General features: G+C 49.3%; 18 protein-coding genes. All 18 read left to right on the forward strand.

The window, feature by feature from the left end:
* Window positions 1-8: 8 nt before the first annotated feature.
* Entirely contained in the window at window positions 9-1,349 is a 1,341-nt protein-coding gene (locus ACCC84_RS10385) for a DUF3383 family protein (protein ID WP_371901878.1), read from the forward strand.
* Window positions 1,350-1,351: 2 nt separating this feature from the next.
* Window positions 1,352-1,798 carry a phage structural protein gene (locus tag ACCC84_RS10390; protein ID WP_261154215.1) on the forward strand — a complete coding sequence of 149 codons (447 nt, stop codon included), beginning with the start codon at window positions 1,352-1,354 and terminating at the stop codon, window positions 1,796-1,798.
* 35 nt (window positions 1,799-1,833) lie between these two features.
* On the forward strand, window positions 1,834-2,271 hold the full coding sequence (locus ACCC84_RS10395) for a phage tail assembly chaperone (protein WP_371901879.1): 438 nt from the start codon (window positions 1,834-1,836) through the stop codon (window positions 2,269-2,271).
* A gap of 161 nt (window positions 2,272-2,432) precedes the next feature.
* Entirely contained in the window at window positions 2,433-4,007 is a 1,575-nt protein-coding gene (locus ACCC84_RS10400; RefSeq protein WP_371901880.1) for a tape measure protein, read from the forward strand.
* Complete coding sequence (locus ACCC84_RS10405) at window positions 4,008-4,703, forward strand: phage baseplate protein (protein ID WP_371901881.1); 696 nt, start codon at window positions 4,008-4,010, stop codon at window positions 4,701-4,703. It abuts the gene before it with no gap.
* A gap of 100 nt (window positions 4,704-4,803) precedes the next feature.
* Window positions 4,804-5,568 carry a hypothetical protein gene (locus ACCC84_RS10410; protein WP_371901882.1) on the forward strand — a complete coding sequence of 255 codons (765 nt, stop codon included), beginning with the start codon at window positions 4,804-4,806 and terminating at the stop codon, window positions 5,566-5,568.
* A gap of 45 nt (window positions 5,569-5,613) precedes the next feature.
* The gene (locus tag ACCC84_RS10415; protein WP_371901883.1) at window positions 5,614-5,949 is read left to right on the forward strand and encodes a phage baseplate plug family protein; all 336 of its coding nucleotides are present in this window, start codon (window positions 5,614-5,616) and stop codon (window positions 5,947-5,949) included.
* Window positions 5,933-6,868, forward strand: a complete 936-nt coding sequence (locus tag ACCC84_RS10420) for a phage protein (RefSeq protein ID WP_371901884.1) — start codon at window positions 5,933-5,935, stop codon at window positions 6,866-6,868. Before ACCC84_RS10415 ends, ACCC84_RS10420 begins: the two co-directional genes overlap by 17 nt.
* A complete protein-coding gene (locus ACCC84_RS10425) occupies window positions 6,868-7,542 on the forward strand; it encodes a Gp138 family membrane-puncturing spike protein (RefSeq protein WP_371901885.1) in 675 nt (224 codons plus the stop codon). Before ACCC84_RS10420 ends, ACCC84_RS10425 begins: the two co-directional genes overlap by 1 nt.
* Entirely contained in the window at window positions 7,542-7,883 is a 342-nt protein-coding gene (locus ACCC84_RS10430; RefSeq protein WP_261154227.1) for a DUF2634 domain-containing protein, read from the forward strand. Before ACCC84_RS10425 ends, ACCC84_RS10430 begins: the two co-directional genes overlap by 1 nt.
* Window positions 7,884-7,945: 62 nt before the next feature.
* Window positions 7,946-9,364 carry a baseplate J/gp47 family protein gene (locus ACCC84_RS10435; RefSeq protein WP_371901886.1) on the forward strand — a complete coding sequence of 473 codons (1,419 nt, stop codon included), beginning with the start codon at window positions 7,946-7,948 and terminating at the stop codon, window positions 9,362-9,364.
* The gene (locus tag ACCC84_RS10440; protein WP_371901887.1) at window positions 9,357-10,130 is read left to right on the forward strand and encodes a hypothetical protein; all 774 of its coding nucleotides are present in this window, start codon (window positions 9,357-9,359) and stop codon (window positions 10,128-10,130) included. The genes ACCC84_RS10435 and ACCC84_RS10440 overlap by 8 nt, the downstream gene beginning before the upstream one ends.
* Before the next feature lie 6 nt (window positions 10,131-10,136).
* Entirely contained in the window at window positions 10,137-10,370 is a 234-nt protein-coding gene (locus ACCC84_RS10445) for a phosphoglycolate phosphatase (RefSeq protein WP_371901888.1), read from the forward strand.
* Window positions 10,370-11,020: a phage baseplate protein gene (locus ACCC84_RS10450; RefSeq protein WP_371901889.1), complete on the forward strand. Its 651-nt coding sequence runs from the start codon at window positions 10,370-10,372 to the stop codon at window positions 11,018-11,020. Before ACCC84_RS10445 ends, ACCC84_RS10450 begins: the two co-directional genes overlap by 1 nt.
* An 8-nt stretch (window positions 11,021-11,028) precedes the next feature.
* Window positions 11,029-13,419, forward strand: a complete 2,391-nt coding sequence (locus ACCC84_RS10455; RefSeq protein WP_371901890.1) for an amidinotransferase domain-containing protein — start codon at window positions 11,029-11,031, stop codon at window positions 13,417-13,419.
* A gap of 50 nt (window positions 13,420-13,469) precedes the next feature.
* Window positions 13,470-13,883 carry an IS66-like element accessory protein TnpA gene (gene tnpA / locus ACCC84_RS10460; protein WP_371901891.1) on the forward strand — a complete coding sequence of 138 codons (414 nt, stop codon included), beginning with the start codon at window positions 13,470-13,472 and terminating at the stop codon, window positions 13,881-13,883.
* The gene (gene tnpB / locus ACCC84_RS10465) at window positions 13,880-14,230 is read left to right on the forward strand and encodes an IS66 family insertion sequence element accessory protein TnpB (protein ID WP_371901892.1); all 351 of its coding nucleotides are present in this window, start codon (window positions 13,880-13,882) and stop codon (window positions 14,228-14,230) included. Before tnpA ends, tnpB begins: the two co-directional genes overlap by 4 nt.
* Window positions 14,231-14,260: 30 nt before the next feature.
* The coding region (gene tnpC, locus ACCC84_RS10470; protein WP_371901893.1) for an IS66 family transposase at window positions 14,261-15,604 on the forward strand (1,344 nt) is incomplete at its 3' end.

The raw sequence follows: 15,604 nt of genomic DNA on the forward strand, positions 1-15,604 counted from the left end.
GCTATCAAATGGCAAATTTGTCGCAGATCGCCAATGTAGTGATCTCGTTGAATACCGCGAGCATTGCAAAGGCGTCTTTTGGCATTCCGCTGGCTGTTTCGCCTACAACGGCGTTTTCAGAGCGGATTCGTAAATATTCAAGCTACCAGTCAGCGGAGCAAGACGGACTGGATGCTGCAACCCTGAAAGCTCTTTCAGCCGTATTTAGCCAGTCACCTCGCCCGAACCAGGCTTGGGTAGGTCGGCGGAACGCAGCAAATATCGAATTAACAGTATCGCTGGCAACTATTGCTGCCGGGAACATCTTTTCGTTCAGTGTCGGCACTCAGACCATCACATACACGGCGATCGCGAATGACGGTGCAGGGGAAGTTGCTGATGGTTTACTGGCCGCATTGACTGCAAACTCGAACGTTGCCGCTTTATTCACGACCACGGCTACCGACGATGGCCTGTCGATGGTTGTGAAAGACCCAACACAACCGGTAATTGTTAAGCCCGTATCAAACCTTTCAATTTCCACTACCGGGGTAACAAACGCCATCGCGGCAGATTTGTCGGCCATTAACCAAGAGGACAATGGCTGGTATGGTTTCGCGTTGGTGGAGCGTAGTGATGACCTGATCACGCAGGCATCCGCATGGGCAGAGACGCAAACCAAACTATTCTTTGCAGCTAGTGCAACGGCTGAAATCTGGACGTCTGCCACCACCGACCTTGCATCTCAGCTGCAAGACCTGCAATACCTGCGCACGGCACTAATCGCACATAAGGCAGCGGAAACAGAATATCCAGACATGGCATGGATGGGTCGTTGCTTCACAATTGCGCCAGGCGGCGAAACCTGGGCACTGAAAAACCTGCCAAGTATCACACCAAGCAAATTTAGTGACACTGAGCAGAGTTACATCTTCCAGAAAAACGCCAATGCCTATGAGCAGTACGCCGAGAACACATTCCTGATTAATAAGGGCAAGGTGGTTTCCGGTGAGTGGATTGACGTAGTTCGATTCCGTGATTGGCTGATCGACACGATTCAGAAGAACATGGCCTCTCTCATGATCCGACAGAAGAAAGTGCCATACACCAACGGCGGCATTGCTTTGATTGTGAACAGCTTGCGTGGGTCGCTCATCCAAGGACAGCAGGCCGGAGGCATTGCTCCTGACGAGCAAAACGCAGATGGCGATACTGTGCCAGGATTCCGGATCACGTATCCCAATGCCGCAGACGTATCAGCGGACATCAAAGCAACGCGCACGCTCTACATCGAGTTTGTTGCTTTGCTGGCTGGCGCTATCCAACTGGTTGAAATCACCGGATCACTCACTTACTCCTATGAGGGCTAACCATGTCTGCTGAATTAGAAGGCACTTTCGACGGCTCCGAGGTGTATCTCACTGTTGGACCTTTACTTGTTACTGGCTTTAGCGATGGTGATTCGATCACCGCAACCAAGGCATCTAATTTCTATGAATATCGGGTGGGTCTGCATGGCTCAGTTGGCCGAGCGAGGAACACTGACAAAACAGGCACTATCGAGGTGCATACGCTGCAAACATCTCTCGCAAACGACGAACTGTCGGCGCTCCTTAATCTGGACTCACTGACTACAGACGGCAAGGCTGTATTCCCGATCTCCGTGACAGATTTCTCAGGGCGAACAGTCATTGCCGCTGGTCAGGCATGGATTGAAGCGCTGGGAGGCGTCCCATTCTCCACCAACGCTGTTGGCGAGCGAGTGTGGACGTTCCGCTGCGCTGACCTGAAGATGTTTGTTGGCGGCAATAACGTATAAAGATAGCCGCCTCAGGGCGGCTCTATGGAGCAATCATGCAACCAGAATTCCACGAATTTGAAATTGGCGAAAAGAAATACCAGGCGATCAAGATGAACGCCTTCGCCGCAGCCAAGCACCTGACCAAGCTGAAAGGGTTGCTGGATAAGGGGCTGGCTCAGGGTGGAAATGCAAACGCCATTCAGTTGCTGTCTGGTATTGATGAAACCACACTGGAAAACATCATCCTGCCATTACTAAAAGACGCGGCCACTACCAGTCTAACCGACAGCAAGAAAATTGATTCAGCAGCAGGGATGAATTCCGTATTCGACGTCGATACGCTATTTGATTTCTATGAATTGACGTGGGAAGTGCTGAAGCTGAATTTCTCCCCTTTTTTCAGCAAAGTGCTGAGCCTCTTTGGATTAAGCCCAGAAGAGCTGGCAAGTCGGGTGAAAAGTCTGGCGCAATCCTCGACCCGGGAAAGCTAAGGGCAGACCTCGAAGAAGAAGCATGGGTATGGCGACCAATCTTGCGGCAAATGGTCAGTTTCGAGTCAGTAAAGTCCGGATATTGCACAGTAGAAGACATCCTCAAACTTAACGCTCTCATTGATATGACCGACCACCTCAACACCCCACCGGAGTAAACCATGGTAATCCGCGAACTGCTCATTAAGCTCGGCCTAAACGGCGGGGCACAGGTAAACCGCGAACTGGATAGAGTAGACAGTGGCGTCAATAAAACCATGCAGTCATTCAACGCTCTGGGTGGGGTGATTGCTGGGGTATTCGGTGCGTTGACCATATCTAATATCGCAAAGACGGCAGACACAATGCAATCTCTCGAATCGAGGATTGGTCTTCTTCCGCAAACAGTTGGCGATGTAGGAGCTGCATTCGATGAGGTAGCAAAAAAGGCTACTGAAAACAGAATGGGTATTCAGGCATATGCTGAGGTGTATACCCGAATTGGCAACGCAGCCCAAGACTATCTAAAAACATCAGCCGACCTAGAAAAGGTAACATCGACACTTTCTCAAGCCCTAGTAGTGGGTGGCGCTACAGCACAAGAACAAGCATCTGCTTTCCTGCAGTTCTCCCAGGCTCTTGGCTCAGGAACCCTCCAGGGTGATGAGTTCAGGGCGATGGCAGAGGCAGCGCCGCAGTACCTTGACCAGCTAGCAAAAGCTTTGGGTCATCCGCGTGGCGAGCTTAAAAAACTCGCTAGTGAGGGAAAGCTAACCACAAAAGAAGTAATCCAGGCAACGATGCAAATGAGTGATTACTTCAACAAAATGTATAAGCAAATCCCGATGACTATCGGCCAGGCGCTAGTCCTAGTTAACAATCGATGGTCAATGTTCATCAACCGACTCAACAGAAGCAGCGGCGCGGTTACGTGGGTTGCTGATAAGTTTTTATGGTTGGCTGACAAGGTTGAGCACTCTCTAGATATCGTTATTGATGCTTTGGGTGGGGCAGAGAATGCTGTTAAGTTGCTTGGCATCGCCCTGGGCGCTGCTGGTTTGGTGGCTGGCGTGTGGGCTCTAACGGCGGCATTTTCTCTAATGGCAAGCCCTGTGGCGCTAATCGTAGCTGGCCTTACCCTATTGTATCTGGTGTTTGATGACATCTCTGGTTGGTACCAAGGTAACAAATCAATATTTGGGGATATATTTGGCCCCATTGGCGAGCACGTCGATGATGTAAGGCAAATGAAGACAGCTATGTCAGATCTGCTGGAAGTCGTTAAAGCATTGTGGCGAGGTATTGTTGCATTAAAAGATGCTCTCAACGATCTTCCCGGGGCTGATGCTATTAAGACAATAGGCGATACGCTTGGGACGACAAAAATTGGCCCATGGCTAAAAGCGACAGCATCAAACTATTGGGAGGGCGCTAAAGGTACGGTGAAGGATGTCAACAGAGCAACATATGGGGTATTTGATATACCTCAAATGTGGTCTGATGCGATGAGGGGGCTAGCAACAAGCAATCAAAACTCATCCATGGCTAGTTTGTCTCCGCCACAAAGAAGCATGCCTTCCTCCATGCAGTACGGATTAACAAGGCCAGATGTTAATGTAACCATAGGCAATATCACCGTTCCAGCGGGAACCACGGAACAGCAGCAAGCATTCCTCCGAGACTCTGCTCAGAAGACATTCAACGAGGTTGGGTGGAGCAAGATGGCTGATAACATGAACTTCAACACGGGAGGTTAAGTGGCTACGGATATACTGGGTTTCCTATGGAACACTACCGAAGACAATACCTTCCGCCTGACCGACCCGAGCATTGGAAACCTTGAGTTCGACACGGTTGACCAAATCACCCATGAATGGAATCGTGAGGCAACTCGTAACCCTGTGGAGAACGGTTCCCCGATTGGCGACCACATCATCAGACAACCAAAAGGCATAACCATCACTGGAATGATCAGCAACGCTCCGATTGCTGGAATTCTAACGCAGGTTTCCAATGCCATCGCGAGCGGTTTTGATGCTGAGGATAGGGTTGCGGCGGCTTTCAAGATTCTGGATCAGCTCTACAACTCTGATGAATTGGTAACTATCTATACCAAGTATCACGCATACGAAGACATGCTGATCACAAACATTCAGATACCAGAGCGGCCTGAGAACGGTGATGCTATCGTATTTACGGTAGAGGCCGCGCATGTACGCATCGTCGAGACCGCCACTACGGAATTGCCTCCGGGCGTTGGAATCAAGAAAGCTGGCTCAGGTAACACCCCGGGTAAGAAAGCCGGGACGTCAAACTCGCTAGATAAGGCAACGGCAAATCGGGCAACCCCAAACAAGGATATAGGGAAAAACAACGGTACAGTCGCGTACAATTTAAAAGAGGGAGTCGAGGGTTTGTTGAATAAATCCGCCAATCTACTTAATCGTTGGTGAAGCTGTGTTTCCGGCCTAGATGCTACTGATTTAATCATATAATCTATGCCGAACAACATAACCACAATGGAGGCGGTGGTTCGCATCATTCCGAGCCCGCATGCTAATGACTACACTTAAACGATTTTTGCTATTTATAGCGATCGCATTCGTACTTGGCAAAGTTATATCAGATGAGAAACCAACCAAAGAATCTGATGTTTCGGCTATAGAAAACCAGTCGCCGACCAATCAGAAAGAGCCTTTGGTATCCCCTTCCAAAGAAGAACTAGTGGAAAAAAGAGCTGACTTTAAAGGTTGGTTTTCAAGCGACTGGGACTGCAGCAAAAAAGTAAAGCAAAAGCTTGGTAAGAACAGCAACCACTGCGAAGATATGTTTAAGGCAGCCTCATACTTAGTAGCAAACTCGATAGAGAAAGGGTATGTGATCAACTCCTTTACAAAAGATGGGAGAGCGTTCTTTGTTGATGTGGAAAGTGGTGATGGAGGGGCGGCAATTAGATACGCCGTGAATCTCGGCCAGCTAAAGGATTCTGGAGGAGAATACTTTACTGCCAAAACTGCCATTGAAAGCGGACCAAAAATAAAAACCCAGTATCAACAGTATGCTGACAAGGCCATGCCAGACGACCTTGCCAGGTCATTGGTTGTAGAGGCGATAAAGGCACATTCACGACATCCATCTAGCGTAGATATAGACACCTTCAACCAAGAAGACCTTGGTATTCTGGAAGACGGTACTAGAGAGTACAAGTTCGGATTTAATGCAAAGAATAGCCTAGGCTCTAACTTCCATTACTTTGCGACCGTGCAGGTCTCTCCGAAGGGAAAAGCCAAGGTAGTGCAAGTTGTAGAAGATAAATAGTACAGAACTAACCCACCGTCAGGTGGGTTTTTTATTGGAGAAAACATGCCAATACAGCTCAGCTTCCAGCCCGGCCTGACAACCCAAACTATGCAGGCAACCTTTGACGGATATCCCGTAACGCTAAAACTAAAGTGGAATGAGCGCTTCGGCTTTTGGTCTCTTGGTATTTTCGATAGGGAGTCTAATCCTATCCTGGCCGGCATAAAGCTTGTGCAGAACTTCCCGCTTATAGGCGACTTTCATTTGACGCAGTTCGGAGGTGAGCTGCTGTTTTTGAAGATGAATGGTGACAAGGAGCGACCTGACATTGAGTCAATCGGCGGTGACCACATTCTGCTCTACATCGAAAAGGATGAAGTAAGTGAGTTTATTCCTTAGAACTGGCGAGATAGTCGTCGGTAAGCCATCCGGCGAGGCAGTAAGCATCAAAGACCTCCGATTCGAATTCGACATCACCAAAACCTCAAGTAAGACTGCAAACAAAGCAACCATCAAAGTTTACAACGGAAACCCTGACACGATCGCCATGATGGAGACGGTTAACAATATCGTCATCATCAGGGCGGGGTATGTTCGCGATGTGGGCGCGGCCACGATTTTTACCGGCACAGTATGCCGAAGCCTGACAATACAGGATGGCGCAGATATCGTAACCGAGATGGAGTTACTGGATAGCGTAATTCCTCTGCGTGATGCGAAGTATGCAAAATCATTCCCACCAAACACATCAGCAATGACGGTGCTCAATAGTGTGGCTAGCAATTTCGGTCTGCCAATAAAAATGAGTGTTAAAAACGTCGTTGATAAGCAGTATATCGGCGGGTTTGCCAGCAATGGCCGCGTGCGAGACGCCATGGATCGGGTGTGTAATTACCTTGGCCTTGAGTGGAGCGCTCAGGACGGAGAAATACAGATCATCAAGAAAGGCGGTGTTTACGCTGACACGGCTGTTGTGCTTTCAAAGGACACGGGGATGATTGGCTACCCGCGCCGAGAGGCCAAGACCATGACTGAGAAAACGGCAGCTAAGGAAGGTCTGAAGTATGGGCAGAAGGGAATTATACGAACTGTCGTAGCTGTCGATGATCCAACATCGAAACTCAAGGATAAGGTGACGCTTGAAGTTCAAGGTTACCGCGTAGAGTCATTGCTTAACCCGGCTATTTATCCAGGCGCATACGTGCATCTCATCTCGCGAGGGATAGATAAAGAGTTCTTCCGTGTAGAGGAGGCTAGGTATACCGGTGATACCCATGGTCAGGATTGGAAGGTTGATGCTTTGCTGAGGTACATCTGATGGCGGATAGAAGTGATTTTATTGAGTCTCTACGCCGTTTAATCGGTGGCGAGATGGATACCGTAAACACTGCCATTCCATGCACGGTTGTGTCGTACAACAACGGGAGGGTGACAGTGAAGCCGGTTGGCGAAAAGGTGTATGCAGACGGCGACTCAAACGCGTATCCGGTGCTGACTGATTTGCGCATGCAGTGGCCGCAGTTTGCCGGTGGCCAGGCTGGCGTCAAGGGTCCGGTACAGCCTGGTGATGAATGCCTGCTTATCTGTTGTCAGCAGGCCATCGACAGTAGCGGTGATACTCGTAAATTCGACCTAATCGATTCTTACGTTATTCCAGGATGCGGCTATATGGATGACGTTCCCGGCAACGATGACATGCGACTGTACTATTCCAACTGCTTTCTCGCATTAAGCGCCGACGGCAAGGCAACACTAAATGCACCGGGTGGATTTGAAGTGACGGCTCCAATGTCGAAATTTAACGGCGAAGTTACTGTGGCTAACATGTTCACGTATCAAGGCGGGATGACCGGCAATGGCGGTAGCGGCTCCGTAGCGGATATTACAGGAACGATGAACGTGTCCGGCGATGTTGTCATTAATGGCATCCGAATTGGCTCGCACAAGCACCCTGGCGACAGCGGCGGCACAACAGGGGAGCCTCAAAACTGATGATCGACTTCAGGTTAGAAAACGGGAAGGTAGTTTTCACAAGCGGCCTTCTGCAGTACGTCGATGGGGCGGAAAGAGTTCGGCAGCAGATAGAATTCCGATTAAGCCTGTGGAGGGGGGAGTGGTTCCTGGATAGTGAATTTGGCACGCCATATCTGCAAGAGATATTAGGTAAGCAGTTAACTATCAATGGGGCTATAGCAGCTATTCAGCAGCAAATCACCTCCGTTGATGGGGTAACCGGCCTGGTCGAGTTCTCGTATAACTTTGATAGGGCGAACCGAACCCTATCAGTTGAGTTTACGGCTGCCACTGACTACGGATTAATCCAGTATCCATAAGTAGAAACCAATCACATAGCCTCGCCATCGTGCGGGGCTTTTTTATGCCTAAAAGGGGCGGTATGGTCGATTACATCACAGATAGCGGCTTCGACAAGCCAACTCTTCCAGAGACAATACAAGAGATAGGCGATGCAATGGAGGTCGTGGTTGGTCCCATAAATCGCGAGGCGGACTCGACTACGGGTCAGTGGATCGGCGTGGAGGCCGAAGCCAATGCGGTGCAGTTTGAGGGGCTTGAAGAACTATGGATGAGCCGCTTTCTGGCTTATGCGGAGGGTGCCGCGCTGGATGCACTCGGCATCTGGATGGGTGGGATAACCAGGGCACCAGAAACAACGACAAAGGTCAATGCGGTAATCTACGGAACTGAGTCATCATTAATACCAACGGGGGCGCTAGCTTCATTTGGCAATTACCAATTTAAGCTAACTACAGACTCAACAATCAGCAGAACAGCGCTGCTAGATGGGCAGATTAAAGTTACCAATGCCACCTCGGCAACCTATACCGTGCGCATTGCAGGTTCGGATTACGCCTATTCTCGCCAGTCTACTGACACTGTGAACTCGATTGCTACAGCATTGGCATCGCTCATTGATGGCACACAACAATATTCTTCGAACGCTAACGGTTCCGTAATAAACCTGACATCAGAAAACCAAATAGAGGGTTACAGCGTATCACTGTCCTCTGGTCTTCAGTGGCAGCGGATCGGTTCTCCTGCCATCTTTGAGGCAATAGAGGCTGGTGCGATTGTTGTGCCTGTTGGCGGATTAAATAACCCGGTCAGCGCCATCGCTGGATGGACTGGCGTGAACAACCTGGTGCAGGGCTCTACCGGATCCGGACGAGAAAGCGACACAAATTACCGAGCGCGACTCAGGCTAAGCCGATCATCATCTGGAGGCGCAGCCACAATACCTGCCATTGAGACGAGATTACTAACCGAGGTTGAAGGTGTAAGCCTAGCCGTTGTTATCGAGAATGACACGATGGCGACGGTTAATAGCATTCCTCCCAAAGCGATACATACGATAGTCCAGGGTGGCTTAGAGCAAGAGATTGCTGATGCCATCTGGAAATATAAAGGGGCGGGAATAGAGACCTACGGGAACATACCGATTACGGTTCGCGATAGATACGACCGACCACACCTGGTTAAATTCTCTCGCCCTGCTGACACGCCGATTTATGTCCGAGTAGATGTAACTCTACTGGATCCGGAAGAACCACTACCATCAGCTGTGGTAAACGACATCAAGCAAGGCGTTGTTAATTACGGCGGCACTCTTGGGCTTGGTGATGATGTAATAACTCAGAGGATTTACGGGTACATCTATTCAAACACAACCGGCATTGGAAAGATGACTATAACTGTTAGCCTCGATGGCGTTAGTTATAACGAGTCAAATATCCCAGTTGGAGACAGTGCCTATGCAACGTTCTCATCAAATAATGTCGAGGTGACAGGTGTCTGATTGGGTAGATATAGATTTCATCTCCGTTATTAAGCAACGTCCAACTGATTACTTAAAAAAGGATGACCAAGTTGTAGATTTGTTTGCTGCCGTAGCGACAATGCACCCTGAGATAGAGTTACGGGCAAAGTACATATATGACACGCAAAATATTTACAATGCTTCCGGGATAGAGCTAGATCGGTTTGGTGAATATGTAGATGTCATTCGTGATGGAATGAGTGATGATGACTATAGGCAGGCGATATTATTAGGAAAGCTATCTTCTCAATTTAGCGGCACACCAGACAACGTAATGGTGGTTGCTGCTACGGCGACGCGTAGTGACGATGTTGAGTTAGTAGAAATGTTCCCCGCAGCACACTCAGTCCACGTTACTGGACCACGCGTACCAATTAATATAAACCAAATTGTTGATATGGCTTCCATCGGTGGAGTTAGGGCGTATTCCACACACGATTACGGTCTAACAGGATTCTCATTGGCTGGCATAGATGTGGAATCGGGCACCGCCTTGAGAGTTGGAACCAACGATGCAATGAAAGTCGATGAGAATACAGCGCTTGGATTAAACCGAGGCTCTTTATTTATTGGTGGTTCATTTCTTGATACGTACTACTCAGTTGTTAACCCTATAGATAGTTCAATTAGTGGTCTGCTGGAAGTAAATGGTGAATACATCGGGGTGGCAGAGGATGACTACTTATTGGTTTCAAACTCAAATGCCGTCAACGGCTCAATGCTATGTGGCGCCATGCCAAAGTGAGGATTTATGGCAAATTCGTTTGCAGCACAGGACAGGGTTTATTCCGACGGACAGAACAACAAAGAACCTGTGCCGGAAGAGATTATTGAATTTGGGTTTGTCCCTCCAGTTAGGATGCCTGACGGATCAATAAGAGCAGGGAGTAAGCTTTCGGCAAACCATTTAAATACTTTGCTGAACGAACTTTATTCAAAGATATCAGCACTAGAAGCTAGAGTTGCAACATTAGAGGGGGCGTAATGGCCGATATCGAATTAAAATATCTAACAGAGTTATTGGCTGCGACGTCAGTCGAGAATGATGATCTTTTCCATGTAAACCAGTCAGGAAATGATAAGTCGATATCATTTGGTGTTATTCAACGCGCCATTGTTAATGTTCTCTACCCAGTTTCATCCGTGCATTTCTTCGCTAACAATTCAAACCCAAACAATATTTGGCCTGGCACGGTTTGGGGTAGAGTGCCCGGATCAGGGAGGAGTATCAGGCTGGCCAATGAGTCTGGCACAGATGTATTGCAGCAATCAGGAAGCGATATAGTGACACTGGTGTTGGACAATATCCCCACACATTACCATTCATTCTCGGGTGAAACGGGAAGTTTTGACTACGGGACAAAGAGCACATCTCAGAACGGCGATCACACTCACCGTCTCAATCGAGCTGCCTTTGACAACACAGGCGATCTAACAATTAGGTTCGGCGGTGGCGGCGCTGCTGGATATACGGGTAACTCTGTCGTGGAAAATTCAGGGAGCCACACCCACCAGGTGCCAATTGGTTCTCACTCTCACCACTTTGAAGGCAATACATCATCATCTGGCAGCAATGCCTCCTTTAGCGTAGCGAATGCCAGTATCAAGCTGGCAGCGTGGTACCGGATCTCATAGAGGCAAAAATGGCCGATAAAAAAGTTAGACTAACCTCTTTACCAACTTTAAACACCATCCAAGACGACGCGGTACTATTACTCAATCAGAGCGGAAGCGACTACAAGGCTCCTGCAAATAAAATACTTCAAACAAGCAATAATCTCTCTGAGGTTTCACCTCCAGAAGCAAGAGCAAACCTCAATGTATATGATAAGACCGAAGTGGATGATAAGTTAAACTCAGCAACGGTTGGTAAAATCTGGCCATCATTGGATGGGGCTGATGGGGCGAATGCTGCCATTGCATCTGGAGAAATCCCAGATAATGCATATTTTTTCGTTCGCTCTCCAAGTGACACTTCGATATCAGATGAATATAGAAACGTGGCCGGAACGGCAACGGCGACAGGCAAAAGCACTCCGAGCACAGAGTACATTGATACATTACAAAATGATATCACTGAGGTTGAGGCCAGTATTGCATCTATCGACAATAAAACAGATTCGATAAAAAACTATTTCTCTGAAAAGTGGCACTGGTCTGTTGAGGGGAAAGGTGGGCCATCAGAAACGGCTATTGCCCTAGACAATGATTTTGGGTTATGGCTAGCAGGACTTAAATCTTCTATTCAGGATTATATTGAACAACTTATTCCGAAGAATATAGCGAACCGATATCATAATATGCAATACGTCCTCGTTGCTAAAAACGGCATTGATGGACTGTTAACCATTAGTGATAGCGGTGATCTTCGAGTGGTTGGTATGGATGACATCCTGCAGGACCGGCTTGATACGATATGCTCAACTACATTTTCACATAAAGTTGTCGGGTACCAGTTCGTAATATTTACATCAGACCTTAAGTCAGCTTTATTTGCGATAGATAATGACGGCGGGGTTCATGTACCTGGCATTGATGGAGCGTTACAAGATAAGCTAGGTGAGTCACGAGCATCCATCGTAACTAAGAATGGCGTTCCTGCCGTCGCGTGGGATGGTGAAGTGGTGTGGTCAGAGCGACCAGTACTGACAACTCAGAAACTTACTGACGCAGGGGTTATATTTAGTTACGTCCCTGGCGGGGAGGCTGTCTCTGGCTCAGGGGTTATGTATATCCCGTCAATTCGCGAAATGCCGGTAGATGCTGAACGCATTGAGGGTGGGGCTTCATCAGGACAATCACTGAATACGCCGAAAGATGTAACAGGCAATACCAACCTTGTTAACCGTGACCCGGCTTATCGCGGCCGTCTTCTCGCGGCTGCAAATGGTAAGCCCGAAGGTGATGGTGGGCGTGGAATGGGAGAGGCCGACAGAACCACAATTAATGATATGTCTTACCCTATGTATCGTCAGGGTAACGTATTGCCGATGTATAACGCACTTATGTCATTTAATCCCGGAAATTTAGTATTCATGCATGCAGGGTTTGCAGTTGGTGGGTATCCTTTCTCGAAAATAAAGAAAGGCACCGTGCCATACAATAAAGGACTAGCATTAATTCAGCTTTATAAGCAAGCCGCTGATGCGGTAGGCAAGCCTTACGTATTCCGATTTATGACTTTTGAGCACGGAGAAAGCGATAATGATAACGGAGATAACCCAAATCCTGGAGATTACTTAGCTAAAGAAACAGAATACTTCTCTGATTTTCAGGCTGATGTAACCCCCATAACTGGGCAGACTGATCCGTTCACTGTTGTTATTGGTCAGGTCGGTAGCCGCGTCAATACAAAAGCTGGTGAGATTGATGATGAAGGTAACCCAACTGGTGAAATTATAGTTGTGCAGCCTTACTCAGTATCAGCTGTTGATCAAACAGCTTATATTCGCCAAAATCCAAGCACGGCGATTATGTATGGCCCTAAGTATCCTCTGAACTGGTTGTTCAGCGATGGGACCATGAGCCACTTAAGCATACCTGGCAAGGTATTGCAGGGAGAATACACAGCTCAGGCAATTCATTGGCATTTATATGATGACAGTAAGAAAGGAACCTGGACTGGACTTAAAGTTAACAGCATTACCCTTAATGGCACAAGTGCAGATTTGTTGTGTGATGTACCTTACCCACCAATGGTAATTGATAGTGACTTTATAATTGACTGCCCAGGCAAAGGGATAAGCTTGCAAGAGAATAGTGCTACTGTGACAGAGGTGTCAATTGTGGGTGGTAACACCATTAGGGTTACCTTTGATAAAGAGCCTAGCACTACAGATGTGCTATTGATTGGATTTACCAACACCCAGCCACATTCTAACGGTAGCGTATATCCCACCACCTGCTTTAGAGATTCCTCTCCAGTTTTATCCAAGTGGATATCTCTTAATAATGTTCCGTTCCCGCTTTACAACTGGATGTGCTTAGATCGAATCCCATGTAAGCGTAAAGCCAGCGCCGTATGTAGCCATTAAGCCAGTGCTGGTAACTTAGACGCCCACCTTTTACAGACGGACATCTAAGTATGGAATCCCAATCCTGGCGTTCTGAACCACGAAAAAATTATACAAATGACTTTAAACTTCGTATGGTCGAGCTGGCTTCTCAGCCCGGAGCCAGCGTGGCTCAGATTGCCCGCGAATACGGCATCAATGACAACGTCATCTTCAAATGGCTACGCCTCTGGCAGAACGAAGGCCGCATATCACGTCGTCTCCCCGCAACGGTTGCACCCGATTTACCACCGGCGCTACTGCCTGTTGAAGTGATAGCTGCCCCTCAACAATCCGATGACCAAAGCGCCGGAGCCTGTCAGCCCTCTTTGCTGAACGCCACCTCCTGCCACGTGGAGTTCAGCCAGGGTAAAATGACGCTAGATAACCCGTCACCCGAACTGCTGGCGGTGCTGATCCGCGAGTTGACTGGGAGGGGGCGATGATATCTCTCCCGTCAGGCACCCGTATCTGGCTGGTCGCCGGTGTCACTGACATGCGGAAATCATTCAACGGTCTGGGGGAAATGATTCAGCACGCCCTCGAAGACAATCCCTTCTCCGGTCATCTGTTCATCTTCCGCGGCCGTCGTGGTGATATGGTTAAAATCCTCTGGGCAGATGCGGACGGTCTGTGCCTTTTTATCAAACGGCTCGAAGAAGGTCAGTTCATCTGGCCTGCCGTTCGCGAGGGCAAAATCACCATTACCCGCTCACAACTCGCCATGCTCCTCGATAAGCTCGACTGGCGGCAGCCAAAAACATCCCGACTTAACTCGCTGACAATGTTGTAAAAACATCATGGCCACATTATAACTGTGGCCATGAATCGCGACTATCTCACCCACATCGCAGCACTTGAAGAAGAGCTCCGACAAAAAAATAGCCAACTCAGCCTCGTGGAAGAAACGGAGGCCTTCCTGCGTTCGGCGCTGGCCCGGGCTGAAGAGAAGATAGAAAATGAAGAGCGGGAAATAGAACATCTTCGTGCGCAGGTGGAAAAGCTGCGCCGGATGCTGTTCGGAACCCGCTCTGAAAAACTGCGCCGCCAGGTGGAGCAGGCTGAGGTGCTGCTGAAACAGCACGAGCAGCAGAACGACCGTTACAGCGGTCGGGAAAACGATCCGCAGGTTCCCCGCCAGCTTCGCCAGTCCCGACATCGTCGGCCACTTCCCGAGCACCTTGCGCGAGAGATAAACCGCCTTGACCCCGTGGAAACCGGCTGTCCTGAGTGTGGAAGTGACCTGAAATATCTCGGAGAGGTCAGCGCAGAACAGCTGGAGTTGGTCGCCTGCGCCCTGAAAGTTATCCGCACCGTCAGGGTAAAAAAGGCGTGTGTAAAGTGTGACTGCATCGTTGAAGCACCCGCCCCCTCGCGGCCCATTGACCGCGGCATCGCCGGACCGGGCCTGCTGGCCCGTGTGCTGACGTCAAAATACGCAGAGCACTCGCCTCTGTACCGTCAGACTGAAATCCTGGCCCGTCAGGGTGTGGACCTGAGCCGGGCCTTACTCTCCAACTGGGTGGATGCCTGCTGCCGGTTAATGGCCCCGCTGGATGAGGCGCTGTACCGCTACGTGATGGCTACCCGCAAACTGCATACCGACGATACGCCAGTACCGGTGCTGTCCCCGGGCAGGAAGAAGACGAAAACCGGGCGGATCTGGACGTATGTCCGCGATGACCGTAACGCTGGTTCATCAGACCCACCGGCGGCCTGGTTCGCCTACTCGCCGGACCGGCAGGGCAAACATCCCCAACAGCATCTTCGCCAGTATCGGGGCGTGTTGCAGGCTGATGCGTACGGCGGTTATGACCGGTTGTTCAGCGCAGAACGTGAAGGCGGTGCGCTGATCGAAGTGGCCTGCTGGGCGCACGCCCGCCGGAAAATCCATGACGTGTATATAAGTACCCATACAGCCACGGCAGAGGAAGCCCTGAAACGCATCGGTGAACTCTACGCGATAGAGGAAGAAATACGTGGTAGGCCGGAAGCAGAAAGGCTGGTGACCAGACAGTCCCACACGAAACCGTTACTCGATTCACTCCATGAGTGGATGGTGGATAAAAGCGTGACACTGTCGAAAAAATCCCGGTTGGGTGAGGCGTTCGCGTATGCGCTGAACCAGTGGGATGCATTGTGTTATTACGCGGACGACGGGTTGGCG

Source organism: Serratia odorifera, assembly GCF_041448735.1.
Classification (GTDB): domain Bacteria; phylum Pseudomonadota; class Gammaproteobacteria; order Enterobacterales; family Enterobacteriaceae; genus Serratia_F; species Serratia_F odorifera.